Below are 21,415 nucleotides of genomic sequence, written 5' to 3'. Positions count from 1 at the left end.
ACACGAGGTCAGTGCGCCGGGCCCGCCGAGACGGCTCGGCGCATCGCGGCGAGCACCTCGTCCTCGCGTTCGAGAGGCAGGGCCGGGTCGCCGCCGACGAAGATCCGCACCTGCACGAGGGCCTGGTGGAGCAGCATCCCGAGCCCCGAGACGACCGGGGAGCCGCCCTGCTCCCAGGTCCGGGCGAGCGCGCTCGGCCACGGGGAGTACGCCACGTCGAACAGGGTGGAGCCCGCGACCGCCGCGTCCGGGACGTCGAGGTCGTCCGCTGCTCCGCCCGGGAGCGTCGAGATCACCAGGGGCGCTCCGGTGGACCAGTCGCCGAACGAGTGGACCGAGAGCGAGACGCCGAGCGACTCCGCGAGCGGAGCGAGCTCGGCGGCCCTCGACGCCGTCCGCAGGACGAGGTCGACCCGCGCCGCACCCAGTCCGGCGGCGGCGGCGAGGGCGGAGGCGGCGGTCGCTCCCCCGCCGAGCACCTGGACGCGCTCCGCCGAGACGACGCCCGCCTCGGCGAGGGCCCGCACGATGCCCGCGACATCGGTGTTGAAGCCGCGGAGACGGGGTGCCGGGCCGGAGCGGTCGACCAGCACAGTGTTGACCGCGCCGGTGACCCGGGCGACCGCGTCCTCCTCTGCCAGCAGCGGACGCACCGCGTGCTTGAGCGGCATGGTCAACGACAGGCCGTGCCAGGGCTCGCCGGACACGACCTCGGCGAGGGTCTCCTCGGTCGTCTCGACGGCACGGTAGCTCCAGTCGAGTCCGAGCACCCGGTAGGCGGCCGCGTGCAGCGCGGGCGACTTCGAGTGCGCGATCGGCGCGCCGAGGACCGCGAGGCGGTACCCGGCGGCCGTCACTGGTACTCCGGGTGGTCCCGCATCCAGGCCTGCCACTGGTCGACGGCCGCGTTGTGCTCGGCGTCGGTGGTGGAGTAGACCGTCTCGCCCGTCTCGAGGTTCACCGTGACGAAGTACATCCAGGTGCCGTCCGCGGGGTGCATGACCGCGTCGATCGCCACGTCGCCCGGGTTCGAGATCGGCGCGGGCGGCAGTCCGTCGCGCTGGTAGGTGTTGTAGACGTTGCCGGCGTCGTTCCGCTCGGCGTCCGTCGTCGAGACGCGATCGGTCGCGCCGGTGCCGTAGGCCACGGTCGCGTCCGACTGCAGGCGCCACCCCTGGTCGAGACGGTTCTGGAACACGCGCGCGACCTTCGGGAAGTCCTCGGCGACGCGGGCCTCGCGCTGCACGAGGGAGGCGAACACGACGACGCGGTAGCGGTCGTCCACCGGCACGCCGGCCTGGTCGAGCGCCTGGTACATCCGGTCGACCAGCGTCTTCAGGATGTCGTGCGCGGGCGTCGACGGGTCGATGTCGTACGTCGCGGGGAACAGGAACCCCTCGAGGCTCGTCGCGCCGGCCGGGAGTCCGAACGAGCCCCAGTCGGCGGCGGCCGCCTCGAGGTCCGTCAGCGCGACCCCGGTGCCGTCGGCGATGAGCGGCAGCGCCTCCTTGAGGGCCGTCCCCTCGGGGATGACGAAGGTGTTCGCGAGGCGGGTCGACTCGGAGTCGAGCAGCGCCGACAGTGCGGCCTTGGCGCTCATCTCGGCCTTGAGCGAGTAGGCGCCGGGCTGGAAGACGGGCTCGGGGCTCTGGGCGAGGAGCAGGTCGTAGAACGGGTCGTAGGACTTGATGACCCCGTCCGAGACGAGGTTGTTGGCGATGTCGCTGCCGCCGTCGCCCTGGTGGATCGTGAACAGCACCTCGCTCGAGCCGGTGCCGGTGAAGTCGGTCGGCTCGGGCTCGGCGAACAGGCCGCGCACGGGCTCGAGGAAGATCGTCACGGCGATGGCGACGAGCGCGGCGAAGACGCCGAAGGCCAGGAGCCCGCCGATGAGCCCGCGGCGGCTGCGGCGCTTCTTCGCGCCGCCGGTCGCGCGAGCCGCGCGGCGCCGCTTCGGGCGCGCGTCCGGGTCGAACGCGGCGGCGTCGTCGCGGCCGCGGGGCTCGGGCACGTCGGGCCCGGTGAAGAGGCGGCCCAGCGGATCGTGCGCCTCAGTCGGCGCGGGCTGCTTCTCCGGAGTCGGGTCGGGCGGAGTCGGCTGCGACTGCTCGGCGGCGCGGGCGTCGCGGCGGCTCGGGGGGACGTCGGTCACGAGGAGGTCCTTCGTTCGGTTCGAGCAGGACTCCGGCCGGGGTGCCGGCCGAGCGCTCGGAATCGATGGCGTGCTGCAGGATCACCACGGCGGCGACCTGGTCGATCACGGCTCGGGAGCCGCGGGTGGTGCGTCCGGAGCGGTGCAGGGCGCTCTGGGCGGTGACCGTCGACAGCCGCTCGTCGACGAGCCGCACCGGAGCGGTGGGGACCGCTTCGGCGAGCAGCCGAGCGAATCCGCGCGCGTCCTCCGTCGAGGCCGTCTCGGCCCCCGACAGCGACAGCGGCAGTCCGACGATGATCGCCTGGGCATCGTACTCGGCGGCGAGGTGCGCGATCCGGGAGACGTCCGAGGATCCGCCGTCAGTGCCCGCCCGCGGGACCGTCTCGACGGGCAGCGCGAGCAGGCCGTCGGCGTCGCAGCGGGCGACTCCGATGCGGGCTCGGCCCACATCGATGCCGAGCCGGACGCCGAACCGGCCCATTCAGCTGGTCGCTTCCTGGACCACGGCCTCGAGTGCTGCGCCGATGGCGGAGACGTCGGAGCCGCCGCCCTGGGCGAGGTCGTCCTTGCCGCCTCCGCCGCCGCCGAGGATCCCGGCGGCGCGCTTGGCGAGCGCACCCGCGCGGCGGCCCTGATCGCGGGCGGCCTGGTTGGTGGCGACGATCACGGCGGGCTTGCCCGAGACGTCGGCGGCCAGCGCGACGACGGCCGGCTCCTGGCCGAGCCGCTCGCGGACGGAGGTCACGAGGGAGCGCAGCTCGTCGGTCGATCCCGCGGTGCCGATGTTCTCGGCGACGACGGTCGTGCCGCCCACTGTGCGGCGGGTCGCCGCGAGGGCGGGCACCCGGTCGGAGAGGGCCTTGGCCTCGAACGCGGCGATCCGCTTCTCGGCGGCCTTGAGGCTCGCGACGAGCTCGCCGATCCGCTCGGGCAGCTGCTCGCGCGGGGTCTTCAGCGAGGACGAGATCGTGCTGACGAGGGCGCGCTCGGCGGCGAGCTCCTGGAAGGCCTCGCGGCCCACGAGCGACTCGACGCGGCGGTTCGTCGATCCGACCGAGGACTCGCTGACCAGGCTGATCACGCCGACCTCGGACGAGCGCCCGACGTGGGTGCCCGCGCAGAGCTCGCGCGACCAGGGCCCGCCGATGTCGACCACGCGGACGACGTCGCCGTACTTCTCGCCGAAGAGGGCCATCGCGCCGAGCGCCTTCGCCTCGTCGATCGGGAGCTCGCGCGTGACGACCTCGAGGTTGTCCCGGATCGCGGTGTTGGCGATCTCCTCGATCTCGCTGCGGGTCTCGAGTGAGAGGGCCTGGTTCCACGAGAAGTCCAGGCGCAGGTAGCCCGCCTTGTTGTACGAGCCGGACTGGTGCGCCTGCGGGCCGAGGACCTGGCGCAGCGCGGCGTGGATGAGGTGCGTGCCCGAGTGGGCCTGCGTGGCGCCCCGGCGCCAGTCGCGGTCGACGACGGAGGTGGCGGCGTCGCCCACTCCGACCTCGCCGCTGGCGACCTGGACCTTGTGGCTGATCAGCCCCTTGACGGGCTTCTGCACGTCGAGGACCTCGAGGTCGAAGCCGGAGCCGACGATGCGGCCCGCGTCGGCCTCCTGGCCGCCGGACTCCGCGTAGAGGCTGGTCGCCTCGAGGATCACCTCCGCGATGTCGCCCGCGACCGCCTTGGTGACGGAGTGCCCGCCGACGATGAGGCCGAGGATGCGCGTCTCGGTGTCGAGCACGTCGTAGCCGGTGAACAGCGTCTCGCCGTGGGCGCGGAAGTCGGCATAGACCGAGAGGTCGGCCAGCGCCGACTTCTTCGACTTCGCGTCCGCCTTCGCCCGCGTCCGCTGCGCGGTCATGAGGGAGTCGAACGCCTCGCGGTCGACCGTCAGGCCCGACTCCTCGGCGATCTCGAGGGTGAGGTCGATCGGGAATCCGAAAGTGTCGTGCAGGAGGAACGCGGTGTCTCCCGGCAGCGTCGGCGACTCGGCCTTCTTCGTCTTCAGGACGGCGAGGTCGAGGATCTCGGTGCCGGCCGCGAGGGTGCGCAGGAACGCCTCCTCCTCGCCGTAGGCGCTGGTCGAGAGGCGCTCGAACTCGGTGGACACCTCGGGGTAGGCGGATGCCATCGCGTCGCGCGAGGCGGTGAAGAGCTCGGGGAACGTCGCGGTGTCCACTCCGAGCAGGCGCATGGCGCGCACGGTGCGGCGCATCAGGCGGCGGAGGATGTAGCCGCGCCCCTCGTTGGACGGCGTCACGCCGTCCGACAGCAGCATCAGCGAGGAGCGCACGTGGTCGGCGATGACGCGCATGCGGACGTCGTCCTCGTGGACGGCTCCGTAGCGGCGGCCCGAGAGCTCGGCGGCGCGGTCGAGGACCGGCCGGACCTGGTCGATCTCGTACATGTTCTCGACGCCCTGCTTGAGGAAGGCGACGCGCTCGAGGCCCATGCCGGTGTCGATGTTCTTGCGCGGCAGCTCGCCGAGGATGTCGAAGTCGACCTTGCTCGTGCCCTCTCCGCGGAGGTACTGCATGAAGACGAGGTTCCAGATCTCCACGTAGCGGTCGTCGTCCGTCGCCGGGCCGCCGTCGATCCCGTAGGCGGGGCCGCGGTCGAAGAAGATCTCGGAGCAGGGCCCGGCGGGGCCGGGCTGGCCGGTCGACCAGTAGTTGGTGTCCTTGTCCAGGCGCTGGATGCGCTCGTCCGGCAGTCCCGCGATCGTCTTCCAGAGGGCGATCGCCTCGTCGTCGTCCTTGTAGACGGTGACCCAGAGGTCCTTCTCGTCGAAGCCCAGTCCCCCGTCGCTCTCGGCGCCGGTGAGCAGCTCCCAGGCGTAGCCGATCGCCCCCTCCTTGAAGTAGTCGCCGAAGGAGAAGTTGCCGTTCATCTGGAAGAACGTGCCGTGACGCGGCGTCTTGCCGACCTCCTCGATGTCGTTGGTGCGGATGCACTTCTGCACGCTGGTCGCGCGCGGGAACGGCGCGGGGACCACTCCGGTGAGGTAGGGCACGAACGGCACCATGCCGGCGACGGTGAAGAGGAGGCTCGGGTCCTCGCTCACGAGGGAGGCGGAGGGGACCACGGTGTGGCCGCGGCTCCCGAAGAAGTCGAGCCAGCGGTTGCGGATGTCTGCGGTCTGCATGGGTTCCGTTACGGTTCGGTCGGTGACGACGCGGATGTCGGGCGGCGGGGCGTCAGCCCTCGCCGATGGCGGCCTTCAGTTCGGCCTCGCGCTGGTGGTAGCCCTCGGAGACGGCCTCGCCGAGCTCCTTCGCGGTGCGGTTGATGTCGGCGAAGAGCCGGGCGCCCGCCTCGGTGCGCGAGACCTGGTGGGCGACCGCGAATCCGAGGCCGATCCCGATGACGATCAGGAGGATGTTCTTCACGGGGTGTCCTTCCACAGCGGCGGGGCGGGCGCGGCGGCGCGACGACCCGTTCGATTCTAGGGCGCGGGCGCGGCGCTACTTCGAGCGCGGCCGCTTCGTGCGCTTCGCGGCGGAGCGGCCGACCGCGGCTCCGGCCTTGTCGGCCGTGCGTCCGGCGACGAGCACGGCGCGGACTCCGGCGGTGAAGCCGGCGAGCTTGATCAGCGGACCGCCGACGGTCGCGGCCGTGAGGGCGACGAGCGCGTTGACGTTGCCGGTGACCTCGGCGACGTCCTTCGTGATCGTGTCCACCCGGGCCAGCTGGTGGTTGGCCTCGCGGAGGGTGGAGGCCGACTCGTCGAGGATCGGCGTCAGGCCGTCGCCGGCCTGCTTGATGGCCTCGCTCGTGCTGTCGAAGACGCGTCCGAGCTTCCAGAGCGGGACGGCGGTGATCGCCACCAGGATCGCGAACACCCCCGCGGCGATGAGCCCTGCGATGTCTCCACCGGTCACGGTGACCTCCGTTCGATGCCGCCCAGCGCGGCACTCCAGCCTACCGACGGGCTGCGAGCGGGCGTGCCGGGTCCCCGCGTGCGATCTGCAGGTGCCTGTGCCGTGTGCAGGTGTCAATGCGGTCTGCAGGTGACCGTGCCGTGTGCAGGTGTCCGTGCCGAGACGCCGTGCCGTCTGCAGGTGACCGTGCCTGGCCGCCGTGCCGTCTGCAGGGGGGCGGATGTGCCGTCTGCAGGGCGCGGGTGTGCCGTCTGCAGGGCGCGGGTGTGCCGTCTGCAGGGCGCGGGTGTGCCGTCTGCAGGGCGCTGTGCCGTCTGCAGGGCGCTGTGCCTTCTGCAGGGGGCGGAGGTGCCGTCTGCAGGTCATGCAGGGCGAATCGCCTGTTTTTCCACATGATCGGAGTCGAAACCCCGGCATCCCCTGCAGATCGCGCCTTCCCCTGCAGATCGCGCCTTTCCATGCAGATCGCGCAGGTGCCTGCAGAGCGCACCTTCGCCTGCAGATCGCGCAAGTGCCTGCAGATCGCGCAGGTGCGTGCAGGTCGCGCAGGTGCCTGCAGATCGCACGCCGAGACCCCGGGAACGGGAAAGGCCCCGGTGCGGACACCGGGGCCTTTCTCTGCGGGGCTGGACTCAGCGGGCCGCGTAGTACTCGACGACGAGCTGCACTTCGCAGGTCACGGGGACCTCGGCGCGCTTCGGGCGGCGCAGGAGCGTCGCCTGCAGCTTGTCGATCTCGACCTCGAGGTAGCCCGGGGTCTTGGGGAGGACGTCGACGTGTCCACCGGCCGCGGCGACCTGGAAGGGCTCGGTGCCCTCGGAGCGGGTCTTGACGTGGATGACCTGGCCCGGCTTCACGCGGAAGGAGGGGCGGTCGACCGTCTTGCCGTCCACCATGATGTGGCGGTGGGTGACGAACTGGCGCGCCTGCGCGGTGGTGCGGGCGAAGCCCGAGCGCAGGACGAGGGCGTCGAGGCGCATCTCGAGGAGCTCGACCAGGTTCTCACCGGTCAGGCCCTGGGTGCGGCGCGCCTCCTGGAAGGCGATGCGGAGCTGCTTCTCGCGGATGCCGTACTGGGCGCGCAGACGCTGCTTCTCACGCAGGCGGACCGCGTAGTCGGAGTCGGCCTTGCGCTTCGAGCGGCCGTGCTCACCGGGAGCGTAGGGACGCTTCTCGAGGTAGCGGGCGGCCTTCGGGGTCAGGGGGATGCCGAGGGCGCGCGAGAGGCGCGTCTTCGAACGGGTACGGGACGTGGTCGACACAGTGGTCCTTCCAAGGTCTGAGAGGTTCGGTCGCAGCTCTCGACCGCCGGCTCCGGGAGGAGGGCGGACGCCGCGGTCGTGTCCTCCGCGGGTGCGGGGGAAGGGTGACCGCAGTGGCGGGCTGCGCGATTCAGAGGGATGTGCTGCTCCGCTCGGCTACAGAGCGGTGGGCAACCTCGCAAGACTATCAGGCCGCGGCCTCCCGTGCGGGTCCCGCGAGCACGCGGTCGGCGAGGTCAGCCCCGGTCGCCGCGGATGATGCGCAGGAGCTTCGCCAGGCGCGCGGAGACGTCGCGCTCGTTGCCGTGCTCGGTGGGCCGGTAGTACCGCGCGCCCTGGAGCGGGTCCGGGAGGTACTGCTGCTCGAGCACGCCGAGGTCGGCGTCGTGCGGGTACCGGTAGCCCTTGCCGTGGCCGAGCTTCTTGGCGCCGGGGTAGTGCGCGTCGCGCAGGTGCGGCGGGACCCGCCCCGCGCGGCCCGCACGCACGTCCGCGATGGCCGCGTCGATGGCGGAGTAGGACGCGTTCGACTTCGGGGCGGTCGCCAGGTGCACGACCGCCTGGGCGAGCGGGATGCGCCCCTCCGGCATGCCGATGAACTGCACGGCGTCGGCCGCGGCGATCGCGACGACGAGCGCCTGCGGGTCGGCCATGCCGATGTCCTCGGACGCGGAGACGATGATGCGGCGGGCGATGAACCGCGGATCCTCCCCCGCCTCGATCATCCGGGCCAGGTAGTGGAGCGCCGCGTCGACGTCGGAGCCCCGGATGGACTTGATGAAGGCGCTGATGACGTCGTAGTGCTCGTCGCCGTTGCGGTCGTAGCGCAGCAGGGCGCGGTCGACGGCGCGCGCGACGACCTCGGTCGTGATGACGGGGAGCGCGGGCTCCTCGGCGACCGCCTCGACGGGAGCGTCCTCCTCGTCGTCCTCCTCGTCCGGGTCCTCCGCGGCGGCGGCCCGGGCGACCCGGTCGGCCTCGCGGGCCTCCGAGCGGGCGGAGGTGGCGGCGGCCTCGAGCGCGGTCAGCGCCCGCCGGGCGTCTCCGGAGGCGAGCCGCACGATGCTCGCCCGGGCCTCCTCCTCCAGCGTCACGGAGTCGCGGAGGCCCCGCTCGTCGTGCAGGGCGCGGTCGACCAGGACGCCCAGGTCGTCGTCGCTGAGCGGCTCGAGGGTCAGCAGGAGCGAGCGCGAGAGCAGCGGCGCGATCACCGAGAACGAGGGGTTCTCGGTCGTGGCCGCGATGAGGATGACCCACCCGTTCTCGACCCCGGGCAGCAGCGCGTCCTGCTGGGCCTTCGTGAAGCGGTGGATCTCGTCGAGGAAGAGCACCGTCGACGTGCCGTAGAGGTCGCGGGTGGAGAGCGCCTCCTCCATCACCTGCCGCACGTCCTTCACGCCCGCCGTGACGGCGGAGAGCTCGACGAAGCGGCGGCCGCTGGAGTGGGCCACCGCCTGCGCGAGCGTGGTCTTGCCCGTGCCGGGAGGGCCCCAGAGGATGACGGACACCGCTCCCCGCTCCCCCGTCGTGTCGGCGGCGAGGGCGACCAGGGGCGAGCCGGGCGTGAGGAGATGGCGCTGACCGGCGACCTCCTCGAGGCTGCGCGGCCGCATCCGCACGGCGAGCGGAGTCGCCCCGGAGCGGAGTCCGGCCTGCTGCATGGTCATGCCCCCAGCGTAACGACGGCCTCCGACAGATCCCCGGCCCGACCGCTCGGCGCGACGGAGCGGCGTTTGTCGCGCCTCCGGCGGTTCTCGTAGGCTCGACGCGGCCTGCGTGCGCGGGCCGCCGCGCCGAAGCCGCGCGGACGAGGACGTCGGAGGAACACGTGGCCCAGGGCAAGTCGAACGACCGCGAGGCGCGCACCCGGCTCCGGGCCTACCAGGCCCGTCAGAGCCTCCACCGCTCGAGGCAGAAGCGGCGCGTGCGCGACAACGTGATCGCGGCGATCGCCGCCGTCGTCGTGATCGGGCTCGCCGTCGTCGCCCAGATCCTCTACTTCTCCGGCGGCCCCGGCACGCCGGTCGCCGCGCCGACCCCCTCCTCCTCCTCGACCCCGACGCCCGAGGCGACGGGCGAGAACACCGGCGACGTGCCCTCCTCGGACATCGCCGAGGGCCGCGACTGGACGGGCACGCTCACGATCGGCGAGGACCCGCTGGGCATCACGCTCGCCGGCGCCGCCGCACCGCAGGCCGTCTCGTCCTTCATCTCGCTGACGCAGTCCGGCTTCTACGACGGCGTCTCCTGCCACCGTCTCACCACCGAGGGCCTCTACGTCCTCCAGTGCGGCGACCCGAACGGCGACGGCACCGGCGGACCGGGCTACAGCTACGGCCCCGTCGAGAACGCGCCCGAGGACGGCGTCTACCCGGCCGGGACCATCGCGATGGCCCGTCAGGGCGGCAACGGCTACAGCCAGGGCAGCCAGTTCTTCGTCGTCTACCAGGACACGACCCTGCCCGCCGACGCGGCCGGCGGGTACACCGTGCTCGGGCAGGTCACCTCGGGGCTGGACGCGCTGGTCGCCGACGTCGTGTCGAAGGGCACGGCCGACGGATCGAGTGACGGCGCACCCGCCGAGCCCGTGACCATCACGTCCGTCTCCGTCCAGTAGCCGCACCCGCGGCGTCGTCACGGTCCGCCCGCGCGGGGAGTGCAATAGGCTTGTCGTCACTGCCCGTTCGCGGCCGAGCGCGGTCTTCGGCCCTCCGGCCGTCGAGCCCCACCGGCCGACGACGCGACGGGCACCGAGAAGCACGACATCGAACAGCAAGGTGAGGCTCCGAGCGATGAGTGACCAGCAGCCGTGGGGACGGGTCGGCGACGACGGGACGGTCTACGTCCGCGTCGGCGACGGGGAGCGAGAGGTCGGCCAGTACCCCGATGCGACTCCCGAGGAGGCGCTCGCCTACTACGAGCGCAAGTACACGGAGCTCGCCGGGCAGGTCTCCCTGCTCGAGCAGCGCGCCAAGCGGGGCGCACCCGCCGGAGACGTCGCACGCACGGTGCAGTCGCTGTCCGCGGCCATCGCGCAGGCGAACGCGGTCGGCGACCTCGAGTCGCTGCAGACCCGGGTCGACGCGCTGAGCGGCTCCGTCGAGGATCTGACCGAGCAGCAGGCGGCCGAGTCCAAGGCCGCGCTGTCCGAGGCCCTCGCCTACCGCGAGGCCATCGTCGCCGAGGCCGAGGCCCTGGCGGCGGTCGACCCGGCGAAGACGCAGTGGAAGCAGGCCAGCGCTGCCATCGACGACCTCTTCGCCCGCTGGCAGAACCACCAGCAGCAGGGTCCGCGCCTGCCCAAGAACGACGCGAACGAGCTGTGGCGCCGGTTCCGCGGTGCGCGCACCACGATCGAGCAGAACCGCAAGGCGTTCTTCGCCGACCTCGACTCCGCGCACCGCGAGGCCAAGCAGGCCAAGCAGGCGCTGATCGACCAGGCCGAGGCGCTGGTACCCCAGGGCGCGGACGCCATCCCGGACTACCGGGCGCTCCTCGAGCGCTGGCGTGTGGCAGGCCGGGCCGGCAAGCGGTTCGACGACGCGCTCTGGGCCCGCTTCAAGGCCGCCGGCGACGCGATCTACGGCGCCAAGGCCGAGATCGTCGCGCAGGAGAGCGTCGAGTACACCGAGAACCTCGACCTCAAGCTCGCCCTCCTCGAGGAGGCGGAGCCGCTCCTGCAGGAGCAGGACCGCGAGAAGGCCAAGCGGGTGCTGCTCTCTATCCAGGAGCGCTGGGACGCCGTCGGCCGCGTGCCGCGCGAGCAGGTGCGCACGGTCGAGGACCGCCTCCGCAAGGTCGAGGCGCACGTCCGCAAGCTCGACGAGGAGCACTGGAACCGCAGCAACCCGGAGCGCAAGGCCCGCTCCGAGGGTCTCGCCTCTCAGCTGACCGCCGCGATCCAGAAGCTCCAGGACGAGCTCGACGAGGCGAAGGCGCGCGGCGACCGCGACGCGATCGCCCAGGCTCAGGAGGCGCTCGACGCCCGCAAGGTCTGGCTCGACGCGATCGGCTAGACCCGCTCCGGCGGATCCCTCCACAGATCCGCTCGCGACGCTCCGGAGGGGAGGCGCATCGGCCAGCATGGCCGGATGCGCCTCCCCTCCGTCCTCCTCCCCGGGCATCTCCCCCTCGCAGAGCTGTGCGCCGCACGCCTCGACGGCGAGCTGGTCGCGCTCGACGAGGGCTTCCTCGTCGCGGACCTGCCCCTGGGGGCGTCCGAGCGGGCAGCCTCCCTGCGCTCGCTGCTCCCCCGCGGCGCCGTCGCCGATCGTCTCTCCGCCGCCTGGGTGCACGGAGCGACGCACGACCCGCCGCCGGTGCACAGCGCCTCCATCGACCGGCGGAAGCGCCGACAGGTGCCGTCGAACCCCCGCCTGCGCTGCCATGAAGTGCTGCTCGACGAGGACGACGTCGTCCTCCTCGGCGGGACGCCGGTCACGTCGCCTGCCCGAACGCTGATCGACCTCGCCCGGACGGAGGACGCGGGCTCGATCCTCCGGGCGCTCTCGCGCAGCACCCGGACCGGGCTGGCCGCCGTCGTCGCGAGACTCGAGGAGGGCAGCGCCGTCGCCGGACGGAGGATCGTCGGACGACGGCTGCGGGCGGCACTCGACGAGACGCCGCCCGGAGATCAGCCCCCGTTGACCCGGTAGACGTCGTAGACGGCGTCGATCCGGCGCACGGCGTTCAGCACGCGGTCCAGGTGGGTCGTGTCGCCCATCTCGAAGACGAACCGGCTGATCGCCAGCCGGTCGCTCGAGGTCGAGACCGTCGCCGAGAGGATGTTGACGTGGTGCTCCGAGAGCACGCGCGTCACGTCGCTCAGCAGGCCCGAGCGGTCCAGCGCCTCGACCTGGATCTGCACGAGGAAGATGCTCTTGGAGGACGGCGCCCACTCGACGTCGACGATCCGCTCCGGCTCCTTCAGCAGCTCCTGCACGTTGTGGCAGTTCGCCTGGTGCACGGAGACGCCGGCTCCCCGCGTCACGAATCCGACGATCTGGTCGCCCGGAACCGGGGTGCAGCACTTCGCGAGCTTGACCAGGATGTCCGGCGCGCCCTTCACGAGGACGCCCGACTCGCTGCTCCGGCTCCGCGGCCGGGGCGAGCGCGGGAGGGTGACCTCGTTCTCGTCCGACTCCGGATCGCCCTGGATGGAGGAGACGACCTTCTCGAGCACCGACTGGGTCGAGACGTGGCCCTCGCCGACGGCCGCATAGAGCGCCTCGACGTCGTTGTAGCGCAGCTGGCTGGCCACCTCGGTGAAGGTGTCCTGGCTCATCAGCTTCTGCAGCGGGAGGTTCTGCTTCCGCATCGCCCGGGCGATGGAGTCCTTGCCCTGCTCGATCGCCTCGTCGCGCCGCTCCTTGGTGAACCACTGGCGGATCTTGTTGCGGGCCCGCGGGCTCTGGACGAAGTGGAGCCAGTCCTGGCTCGGTCCCGAGTCGGGGTTCTTCGAGGTGAAGACCTCGACCACGTCGCCCGTCGTCAGAGCGGACTCCAGCGGCACGAGGCGCCCGTTGACCTTGGCGCCCATCGTCCGGTGCCCGACCTCGGTGTGCACCGCGTAGGCGAAGTCGACCGGGGTCGCGCCGGTCGGCAGGCCGATCACGCGTCCCTTCGGGGTGAAGACGTAGACCTCCTTGGCGCCGATCTCGAAGCGGAGGGAGTCGAGGAACTCGTTCGGGTCGGTGGTCTCCGACTGCCAGTCCGAGAGGTGCGCGAGCCAGGCGAGGTCGGTGTCGTTCGATCCGGAGGTGGGCACCTTGCCGGTGGCCATCTGCTCCTTGTACTTCCAGTGCGCCGCGATGCCGAACTCCGCGTGCTGGTGCATCTCGTTGGTGCGGATCTGGATCTCGACCGCACGGCCCTTCGGCCCGACCACCGTCGTGTGCAGGGACTGGTAGAGGTTGAACTTCGGAGTGGCGATGTAGTCCTTGAACCGGCCCGGCATCGGCGTCCAGCGGGCGTGGATCGAGCCGAGCACGGCGTAGCAGTCGCGCACCGAGTTCACGAGGACGCGGATGCCGACCAGGTCGTAGATCTCGTCGAACTCGCGACCGCGGACGACCATCTTCTGGTAGATCGAGTAGTACTGCTTCGGTCGGCCGACGACGCGACCGCGGATCCGCCCGGCCCGCAGGTCCTCGCTGATCAGGTCGATGACGTTCTGCACGAACTCCTCGCGCTGCGGCGTCCGCCGCTTCACCAGGCTCTCGATCTCGTTGTAGATCTTGGGGTAGAGCACCGCGAAGGACAGGTCCTCGAGCTCCCACTTGATGGCCTGGATGCCGAGGCGGTGCGCCAGCGGCGCGTAGATCTCGAGGGTCTCAGTGGCCTTGCGGGCCGCGGACTCGGCGGGGACGAAGCCCCAGGTCCGCGCGTTGTGGAGGCGGTCGGCGAGCTTGATGATCAGGACGCGGATGTCCTTCGACATCGCCACGATCATCTTGCGGACGGTCTCGGCCTGCGCGCTGTCGCCGTACTTGACCTTGTCGAGCTTGGTGACGCCGTCGACGAGCATCGCGACCTCGTCGCCGAAGTCCGCGCGGAGTTCGTCGAGCTGGTAGTCGGTGTCCTCGACGGTGTCGTGCAGCAGCGCGGCCGCGATCGTCTTCGAGCCGATGCCGAGATCGGCGAGGATCTGCGCGACGGCCAGCGGATGCGTGATGTACGGCTCACCGCTGCGGCGCTTCTGGTTCGCGTGCGCCCGCTCGGCGACCGAGTACGCGCGCTCGATGAGCGCGATGTCGCTCTTGGGGTGGTGCATCCGGACGGTGCGGACGAGGGTGTCGACGGCGCCGGAGGGCTGCGCACGCGAGAAGATCCGCGGGACCAGTCTGCGCAGGGCAGCGGTCGAGGACGTCGTCGTCGTTTCCGTCACGCGAGGATCTCCATCGCCCCATTATCGCCCGTGCGGACGATGCCGATGACCGTTCCGCCCGGGGCGGACGGTACCGGCGTCAGCCGATGCGTCCCGGACGCCCCTCGCCGTCGACCACGTCGCCGCCCGCCGCGGCCCAGGCGGTCATGCCGGCGTCGACGTTGGCGACCTCGTAGCCGGCGCCGTCGAGGGCCTGCGTCACCATCGCGGAGCGGACTCCGGAGTGGCAGACCACCAGGATCGCCGTATCGGCCGGGAGCTCGTCCTGCCGGGCGCCGATCTCCCCCATCGGGATGTGGTGGGCGGCAGGAGCGTGCCCTGCCGCCCATTCGTGCGGCTCGCGGACGTCGAGCAGCCAGACCTCGTCGCGCTGGACGAGTCCGACGGCGTCGGCCGCGGTGACCTGGGCGTAGTCGGCCACGGCTCAGCCCTGGACGGCCGGCGCCGCCGGAGCGGTCGCCTTCGCACGGGCCGACTCCACGCGCTTGTCGTGCTTGGAGATCTCGCTCTCCCGGCTGCGCAGCTGCGCGTACAGCGGAGCCGCGACGAAGATCGTCGAGTAGGTGCCGACGATGATGCCGATCAGCAGGGCGAGCGAGATGTCGCGGAGGGTGCCCGCGCCGAGGACGAACGCTCCGATCACGAGGATCGCGGCCACCGGGAGGGCGGCGACGATCGAGGTGTTGATCGAGCGCACCAGGGTCTGGTTCTCGGCCAGGTTCACTGTCTCGGAGAAGGTGCGGGTCGTGCTGCCGAGAGCCTCCGCCGTGTTCTCGCGGATCTTGTCGAAGACCACGACGGTGTCGTAGAGCGAGTAGCCGAGGATCGTCAGCAGTCCGATCACCGCCGCCGGCGAGACCTCGGTGCCGGTGATGCCGTAGACGCCCGCGACGATCACCAGGTCGTGAAGGAGCGCGACGATCGCGGCGAGCGACATCTTCCACGTCCGGAAGTACGCCCACATGGCCAGGGCCGCGAGGACGACGAAGATCACCAGGCCGCGCAGGGCCTGCTGGGTCACGTCGTTGCCCCATGCCGCTCCGATGAAGGAGGAGGCGACCTGGTCGGCGGGGACGTCGTACGCCTCCGACAGAGCGTTCTTGACCGCGGTCGACTCGTCGGTCGAGAGCTGTCCGGTCTGCACGCGGATGGAGTCGTCGCCGACGATCGACACGCGCGGCACGGTCTCCGGCGCGACGGAGGTGACGGCGTCCGTGGCCGTCGCCTGCTCCAGGCTCGCCGGTGAGGACACGGTGAACTGCGAGCCGCCGGTGAACTCGATGCCGAAGTTGAAGCCGCCGCGGGCGACGGTCCCGAGCAGCGTGATCAGGATCAGGGCGAGCGAGACGAGGTACCACGTGCGGCGCCGGCCGACGAAGTCGATCGATCGCGCACCGGTGTAGAGGTCGTTTCCGAACTGCGAGAAGCTGGCCATCACGCGTCCTTCCCGTTCGAGTCGTTGGAGTCGCGCAGGCCGGTCGCCTCGGCGGCCTTCCGCTCGGCGATGGTCTGGCGCTTGGCCGCCTCGCGGGACGCGGAGGCGCGCTTGCCGGCGACCACCTGGTCCTGCGGACGGAAGGCCGCACGGCCGCGATAGACCGCTCCGAGCGCCCGGGGATCCAGGCCCGAGGCCTTGTGCCCCTCGGCGAAGAACGGTCTGGTGGCCATCAGCTGCAGGATCGGGTGGGTGAACAGAGCCACCACGATCAGGTCGATGATCGTCGTGATCCCGAGGGTGAGCGCGAAGCCGCGGACGCTGCCGACGGCGAGGAGGAAGAGCACCACCGCGGCGAGCAGGTTCACCATGTCGGACGCGAAGATCGTGCGCAGAGCGCGCCGCCAGCCGGACTCGACGGCGGACTCGAGGCCGCGCCCGTCGCGCAGCTCGTCGCGGATGCGCTCGAAGTACACGATGAACGAGTCGGCCGTGATGCCGATCGCGACGATCAGACCCGCGACCCCCGCGAGCGAGAGGCGCAGTCCCTCCCGCCAGGACAGCAGCGTGACGACGAGATAGGTGACGATCGCCGCGACGAGCAGCGAGGCGATCGTGACGGCTCCGAGCACGCGGTACTGCGCGATGGAGTAGACGATGACGAGGATCAGGCCGATGAGGCCGGCGAGCAGGCCGCTGGCGAGCTGGGCGGAGCCGAGCGTCGCCGAGATGCTGTCGGAGCTCTGCACCTGGAAGCCGATCGGCAGCGCGCCGTACTTGAGCTGGTCGGCGAGCGACTTCGACGACTCCTGGGTGAAGGAGCCCGAGATCTGCGCGTTGCCGTCGGTGATCGCGGCGTTCGTCGACGGGGCCGAGATGACCCGGCCGTCGAGCACGATCGCGAACTGGTTCTGCGCACCCTGCAGCGCCACGAGGCGCGAGGTCACGTCGCCGAAGGCCTGCGTGCCCTGGTCGTCGAACGAGAGGTTGACGGCCCAGGTGCCGGTGCTGGCGCCGGAGGAGGTCGTCATCAGGCCGTTCGAGGCGTCCGAGATGTCCTCGCCGGTGATCTCCACCGGGCCGAGGACGTACTTGACGGTGCCGCTGTCGTCACAGGTGATGAGCGGCTGGTCGGCCGGCGCGAGGTTCGGGTCCTGGCCGTTGAGGAAAGCGCAGTCGAAGGCGGTGTACTGCGCCTCGAGAGCCGGAGTGAGGTAGGCGAGGTCGCTCGCGTTCGTCGGCGAGGCGGTCGGCTCCGTCGAGAGGGACGGATCCACGGGCGTCGGAGTGGGCGAGGACGTCGCGTCGCCCCCGACCGAGCTGTTGGTGGCCTGGCTCGCGACGAGGACGGGGCGGAAGTCGAGCTTCGCCGACGCCTCGATGCGCTGGAGGGTCTCGTCGTCCGGCGTGCCCGGGATCGAGACGACGATGTTGCTCGAGCCCTGGGTCGTGATCTCGGCCTCGGAGACGCCGGACGCGTCGATGCGCTGGCGGATGATCGAGACGGCCTGCGTCAGCTGCTCCGACGAGACGGTGTCGCCGTCGTTGAGCTGCGGCTGCAGGACGATCTGCGTGCCGCCCTCGAGGTCGAGAGCGAGCTTCGGCGTCCAGGAGCCGCCGCCCCAGAGGACGGCCGCCGTGTTGAGTCCGACGAGAGCGAGGATCAGGACACCGAGCCAGCTCAGGGAGCGGCGGGCCTTCCGGACGGGGGTTGATGCGGCCACCCAGGGCTCAGCTTTCTCTTCGGTCGACGGTGATCGTCCCGGGGTCGCCCGGGTGTGGAGAAGGGCGGGCGGGCGTCGATGCGCCCGGCCCGCCCAGGAGACTACTGCGCGTCGGGACGGCGGTCGCGCTCCACCGGGTCCACCAGCGGGTCGCGGTGCGCGGAGTCGCGCTCGCCGAACTCGGGCGAGCCGGTCGCGGTCAGCGGGTCGGCCTCGTCCTCGGCCTCGACGACGACGGCGTTCTCGCTCGGGTCGATGAGGCGGGCGATCGCCTGACGGTGGATGGTCAGCAGCGTGCCGGGGGTCGACTCGATGACGATCTTGTTCGCCTCGTCGTCGATCGACACGACGGTGCCGAAGAGGCCGGAGCCGGTCATCAGCTCCACCCCCGGCTGGAGGTTGTTCTTCATGCTCTCCGCGTCGCGCTGGCGCTTCTTGTTGTTGCGGAACATGAAGATGATCATCACGGCGAGCAGCAGGACGAGCAGGATGATCGTCGGATCCATGGGTGGGCCTTCCGGAGTGGATGGGCGATCCGTCGCGCGGCCTCAGGTCGAGGCGGAGCGGATCGAGCGGCCCGTCGGGCCTAGAGAATCATAGATCATCGGGGAACAGGGGCGGCTGAGCCGCCGTCCCCCGGGGGTCGATGCCGAAGTGGCGGTAGGCGGCCGGGGTCGCCACCCGGCCGCGCGGCGTCCGCGTCAGCAGGCCGATCCGCACGAGGAACGGCTCGACGACGGCCTCGACCGTCTCGGCCTCCTCCCCCACCGACACGGCGAGGGTGTTCAGACCGACCGGCCCGCCGTCGAAGCGGGTCAGCACGATCTCCATCACGGCGCGGTCGAGGCGGTCGAGTCCGAGCGCGTCCACGTCGTAGAGCTCCAGCGCCGCGCGGACGGCGATCACGTCGGCACGGCCGCCGTGGACCAGGGCGAAGTCCCGCACCCGCCGGAGCAGGCGGTTGGCGATGCGCGGGGTGCCGCGGCAGCGGCCGGCGATCTCGGCGATCGCGTCCGCGTCGATGTCGAGCTCGAGCAGCCGTGCCGCCCGGGCGAGGACCTGCCGCAGCTCGTCCTCCGCGTAGAACTCGAGGTGCGCGGTGAAGCCGAAGCGGTCGCGGAGAGGGTTGGGCAGCAGGCCGGAGCGGGTCGTGGCGCCGACGAGCGTGAACGGGGCGAGATCCAGCGGGACGGACGTCGCTCCCGCCCCCTTGCCGACCATGATGTCGATCCGGAAGTCCTCCATCGCGAGGTAGAGCATCTCCTCCGCGGAGCGCGCCATGCGGTGGATCTCGTCGATGAAGAGGATCTCGCCGGGCAGCAGCGAGGACAGTACGGCGGCGAGGTCGCCCGCGTGCTGGATCGCGGGGCCGCTGGAGAGCCGCAGGGGCGAGGAGCTCTCCTCCGCCACGATCATCGCGAGGGTCGTCTTGCCGAGCCCGGGCGGGCCCGCCAGCAGGATGTGGTCGGGCGTCCGGCCCTGCATGGCCGCGGCCTTGAGCAGCAGCTCGAGCTGGCCGCGCACCTTGCGCTGGCCGACGAACTCACTGAGATTCCTGGGGCGCAGGGCACCCTCGAAGGCGACCTCGGCCTCCGAGGCGACCTCGGCGCCCAGCACCTCGTCGCTCATGAGCGGGCCGCCGGTCCGAGGCGGGCGAGAGCGAGCCGCAGCAGCGCCTGCACGTTCGCGGCGTCGGAGGCCTGCGCGTCGAGCAGGATCTCATCGACCACGTCGGCCGCGGTGCGCTCGGGCCAGCCGAGGCCGACGAGCGCCGCGAGCACGTTCTGCGCGGCGGTGGCGGCGGGACCGGAGCCGCGGGCGGCGCGCGGCCGCACGGTCACCTTGCCGGCGAGCGAGAGGATGATCAGCTTGGCCGTCTTCGGGCCGATGCCGCTGACCTTCCGGAACACCCCGTCGTCCTCGTCGGCGACCGCCTGCGCGATCCGGTCCGGCTCGACCGCGCCGAGCACGCCGAGGGCGGACTTGGGGCCGACGCCGGTCACGCCGATCAGCAGCTCGAAGATCTCGAGCTGCTCCTCGTCGGGGAAGCCGTAGAGGGTGAGCGAGTCCTCGCGGACGACGAGCACGGTGCTGACCGTCGTCTCGTCGCCGACGCGCATCTCGAGCGCGTGCTGCGGGGTCACGTTCACCGCGTAGCCGACGCCGTGGACGTCGAGGACGGCGAGGCTCCCGCGGGCGGAGAGGACGGTGCCGCGGAGAGAGGAGATCACCGAGTCAGTCTAGATGCTCGAACAGGCGTTCGACTCGCGGCCTCGGCGGCGCGCCACGCACGCTGTGCTGCTGTGCCGCCCGTCGCCCCGTCGGCACCGGCTCCCGCCGACCCGGAGGTCGGCGCGAGCGGGGTCCGCCAGGCGTGGCAGACGGCCAGGGCGAGGGCGTCGGCCGCGTCGGCCGGCCGCGGGGGGGCGTCGAGCCGGAGGACGCGCTGGATCATCGCCGTGACCTGACGCTTGTCCGCGGCTCCGTAGCCGGTGACGGCGGCCTTCACCTCGCTCGGCGTGTGCATCCCGACCGGGAGCCCGCGCCGGGCCGCCGCGACGAGGGCGACGCCGCTGATCTGCGCGATGCCCATGACGGTGCTGACGTTGTTCTGCGCGAAGACCCGCTCGATCGCGACGGCGTCGGGGCGGTGCTCGTCGAGCAGCGCCTCGAGCCCGTCGCCCAGGGCCAGCAGGCGGCGCTCCAGCGCGTCGTCCGGCGGCGTGCGGAGCACCGTCACGTGCACGAGGGTCGCGCGGCGGTCGCGCGAGACGTCGACGATGCCGACGCCGCAGCGGGTGAGCCCGGGGTCGATCCCGAGGACGCGCATCAGGCCGCCCTCCGGGATCGGGCCGGGCTCACCGCGTCACTCCTCGTTCTCGAGCTCGGCACGCACCTCGGCCGTGATGTCGAGGTTGGTGTAGACGTTCTGCACGTCGTCCGAGTCCTCGAGCGCATCGATCAGGCGGAAGACCTTGCGGGCCGTCTCGGCGTCGGCCTCGACCTGGAGGGAGGCGACGAACTCGATGTCGGCGGAGTCGTAGTCGATGCCCGCGTCCTGCAGCGCGGAGCGGGCCGGGACGAGCTCGCTCGGCTCGACGCGGACCTCGAAGCTCTCGCCGTGGTCGAGGACGTCGTCGACGCCGAAGTCGAGGACCGCGCCGAGCACGTCGTCCTCGGTGACGCTCTCGCCGTGGGGCACGGAGATGACGCCCTTGCGCGCGAAGTTGTAGGCGACGCTGCCCGGGTCGGCCATGGTGCCGCCGTTGCGGGTCATCGCAGTGCGGACGTCCGCCGCGGCGCGGTTCTTGTTGTCGGTGAGGCACTCGACGAGCAGGGCGATGCCGTTGGGGCCGTACGCCTCGTACATGATCGTCGTGTAGTCGATGACCTCGCCGGTGAGACCGGCGCCGCGCTTGATCGCGCGGTCGATGTTGTCGTTCGGCACCGAGGTCTTCTTCGCCTTCTGCACGGCGTCGACGAGCGTCGGGTTGCCGGAGAGGTCGGCGCCGCCGGTCTTGGCGGCCACCTCGATGTTCTTGATCAGCTTGGCGAAGGACTTCGCGCGGCGCGAGTCCTTGATCGCCTTCTGGTGCTTGGTCGTGGCCCACTTGGAATGCCCGGACACGGTGCTCCCTCGGAAATCTCGTTGCGTGCGGCCCCCGAGGGCGCCGCTGATGGCAGGGGCCAGTCTATTCGAGAGCCGGTCCCCGCCCGGCTCTCCGCGGTCGGCCCGACGAGGTGGTCGCGCAGGTGGAGCGGGAAGCGTCCGGCTACGTCGATCCGCTGGCACGCGGATCGCCGGTCCGCCTCGCACACGAGCCGGTCCCCGCCCGGCTCTCCGCGGTCGGCCCGACGAGGTGGTCGCGCAGGTGGAGCGGGAAGCGTCCGGCAACGTCGATCCGCTGGCACGCGGATCGCCGGTCCGCCTCGCAGACGAGCCGGTCCCCGCCCGGCTCTCCGCGGTCGGCCCGACGAAGTGGTCGCGCAGGTGGAGCGGGAAGCGTCCGGCTACGTCGATCCGCTGGCACGCGGATCGCCGGTCCGCCTCGCACACGAGCCGGTCCCCGCCCGGCTC

19 protein-coding genes and 1 pseudogene are annotated in these 21,415 nt (G+C 71.7%); 3 read left to right on the top strand and 17 right to left on the bottom strand.

Annotation, left to right across the window (positions count from 1 at the left end; translation table 11 throughout):
• Positions 1-8: 8 nt before the first annotated feature.
• From C5D08_RS14720 to C5D08_RS14685, 8 genes and pseudogenes are all read right to left on the bottom strand, one after another.
• Positions 9-857 carry a shikimate dehydrogenase gene (locus C5D08_RS14720; RefSeq protein ID WP_258067421.1) on the bottom strand — a complete coding sequence of 283 codons (849 nt, stop codon included), beginning with the start codon at positions 855-857 and terminating at the stop codon, positions 9-11.
• Positions 854-2,152 carry an endolytic transglycosylase MltG gene (gene mltG, locus C5D08_RS14715; protein WP_181110292.1) on the bottom strand — a complete coding sequence of 433 codons (1,299 nt, stop codon included), beginning with the start codon at positions 2,150-2,152 and terminating at the stop codon, positions 854-856. The genes C5D08_RS14720 and mltG overlap by 4 nt, the downstream gene beginning before the upstream one ends.
• 7 nt (positions 2,153-2,159) lie before the next feature.
• Positions 2,160-2,636: pseudogene (gene ruvX, locus C5D08_RS14710) on the bottom strand (Holliday junction resolvase RuvX); the annotation flags it as partial.
• A complete protein-coding gene (alaS, locus tag C5D08_RS14705) occupies positions 2,637-5,294 on the bottom strand; it encodes an alanine--tRNA ligase (protein WP_104277675.1) in 2,658 nt (885 codons plus the stop codon). It lies immediately after the preceding pseudogene.
• A 52-nt stretch (positions 5,295-5,346) separates the two neighbouring features.
• Positions 5,347-5,538 (bottom strand): hypothetical protein, encoded by a 192-nt coding sequence (locus C5D08_RS14700; RefSeq protein ID WP_104225329.1) that lies wholly within the window; start codon positions 5,536-5,538, stop codon positions 5,347-5,349.
• A 75-nt stretch (positions 5,539-5,613) separates the two neighbouring features.
• Positions 5,614-6,030 carry a DUF948 domain-containing protein gene (locus C5D08_RS14695; RefSeq protein WP_104277674.1) on the bottom strand — a complete coding sequence of 139 codons (417 nt, stop codon included), beginning with the start codon at positions 6,028-6,030 and terminating at the stop codon, positions 5,614-5,616.
• Between the two features lie 632 nt (positions 6,031-6,662).
• A complete protein-coding gene (gene rpsD / locus C5D08_RS14690; RefSeq protein WP_068210518.1) occupies positions 6,663-7,292 on the bottom strand; it encodes a 30S ribosomal protein S4 in 630 nt (209 codons plus the stop codon).
• A 236-nt stretch (positions 7,293-7,528) separates the two neighbouring features.
• Complete coding sequence (locus tag C5D08_RS14685; RefSeq protein WP_104277673.1) at positions 7,529-8,959, bottom strand: replication-associated recombination protein A; 1,431 nt, start codon at positions 8,957-8,959, stop codon at positions 7,529-7,531.
• Between the two features lie 161 nt (positions 8,960-9,120).
• On the opposite strand from C5D08_RS14685, the gene C5D08_RS14680 reads away from it, so the two are divergent.
• The 3 genes from C5D08_RS14680 to C5D08_RS14670 all read left to right on the top strand — a co-directional run bounded on the left by C5D08_RS14680 (position 9,121) and on the right by C5D08_RS14670 (position 11,947).
• The gene (locus C5D08_RS14680) at positions 9,121-9,909 is read left to right on the top strand and encodes a peptidylprolyl isomerase (protein ID WP_104277672.1); all 789 of its coding nucleotides are present in this window, start codon (positions 9,121-9,123) and stop codon (positions 9,907-9,909) included.
• A 175-nt stretch (positions 9,910-10,084) separates the two neighbouring features.
• Positions 10,085-11,308 carry a DUF349 domain-containing protein gene (locus C5D08_RS14675; RefSeq protein WP_104224762.1) on the top strand — a complete coding sequence of 408 codons (1,224 nt, stop codon included), beginning with the start codon at positions 10,085-10,087 and terminating at the stop codon, positions 11,306-11,308.
• A gap of 75 nt (positions 11,309-11,383) precedes the next feature.
• The gene (locus tag C5D08_RS14670) at positions 11,384-11,947 is read left to right on the top strand and encodes a type IV toxin-antitoxin system AbiEi family antitoxin (RefSeq protein WP_104277671.1); all 564 of its coding nucleotides are present in this window, start codon (positions 11,384-11,386) and stop codon (positions 11,945-11,947) included.
• Here C5D08_RS14670 and C5D08_RS14665 read toward each other — a convergent pair.
• From C5D08_RS14665 to C5D08_RS14625, 9 genes are all read right to left on the bottom strand, one after another.
• A complete protein-coding gene (locus C5D08_RS14665; protein ID WP_104224764.1) occupies positions 11,926-14,178 on the bottom strand; it encodes a bifunctional (p)ppGpp synthetase/guanosine-3',5'-bis(diphosphate) 3'-pyrophosphohydrolase in 2,253 nt (750 codons plus the stop codon). The two genes, C5D08_RS14670 and C5D08_RS14665, sit on opposite strands and share 22 nt — an antisense overlap.
• A gap of 79 nt (positions 14,179-14,257) precedes the next feature.
• Complete coding sequence (locus C5D08_RS14660; protein WP_104277670.1) at positions 14,258-14,599, bottom strand: rhodanese-like domain-containing protein; 342 nt, start codon at positions 14,597-14,599, stop codon at positions 14,258-14,260.
• A gap of 3 nt (positions 14,600-14,602) precedes the next feature.
• Positions 14,603-15,613, bottom strand: a complete 1,011-nt coding sequence (gene secF, locus C5D08_RS14655; RefSeq protein ID WP_104277669.1) for a protein translocase subunit SecF — start codon at positions 15,611-15,613, stop codon at positions 14,603-14,605.
• Positions 15,613-17,337: a protein translocase subunit SecD gene (secD, locus tag C5D08_RS14650; protein WP_104277668.1), complete on the bottom strand. Its 1,725-nt coding sequence runs from the start codon at positions 17,335-17,337 to the stop codon at positions 15,613-15,615. Before secD ends, secF begins: the two co-directional genes overlap by 1 nt.
• A gap of 101 nt (positions 17,338-17,438) precedes the next feature.
• Entirely contained in the window at positions 17,439-17,843 is a 405-nt protein-coding gene (gene yajC / locus C5D08_RS14645) for a preprotein translocase subunit YajC (RefSeq protein WP_104277667.1), read from the bottom strand.
• Between the two features lie 88 nt (positions 17,844-17,931).
• A complete protein-coding gene (ruvB, locus tag C5D08_RS14640; RefSeq protein WP_104277666.1) occupies positions 17,932-18,966 on the bottom strand; it encodes a Holliday junction branch migration DNA helicase RuvB in 1,035 nt (344 codons plus the stop codon).
• Entirely contained in the window at positions 18,963-19,568 is a 606-nt protein-coding gene (ruvA, locus tag C5D08_RS14635; RefSeq protein ID WP_104225337.1) for a Holliday junction branch migration protein RuvA, read from the bottom strand. Before ruvA ends, ruvB begins: the two co-directional genes overlap by 4 nt.
• On the bottom strand, positions 19,565-20,167 hold the full coding sequence (gene ruvC, locus C5D08_RS14630) for a crossover junction endodeoxyribonuclease RuvC (protein ID WP_104277665.1): 603 nt from the start codon (positions 20,165-20,167) through the stop codon (positions 19,565-19,567). The genes ruvA and ruvC overlap by 4 nt, the downstream gene beginning before the upstream one ends.
• A gap of 36 nt (positions 20,168-20,203) precedes the next feature.
• Positions 20,204-20,965, bottom strand: coding sequence for a YebC/PmpR family DNA-binding transcriptional regulator (locus tag C5D08_RS14625; RefSeq protein WP_104277664.1), 762 nt, complete (start codon positions 20,963-20,965; stop codon positions 20,204-20,206).
• Positions 20,966-21,415 lie beyond the last annotated feature (450 nt).

This window comes from Rathayibacter sp. AY1B6 (assembly GCF_002932755.1).
Taxonomy (GTDB): domain Bacteria; phylum Actinomycetota; class Actinomycetes; order Actinomycetales; family Microbacteriaceae; genus Rathayibacter.
The sequence above is the reverse complement of the archived record's forward strand: the minus strand, read 5'-3'. Positions and strand labels throughout refer to the sequence as shown.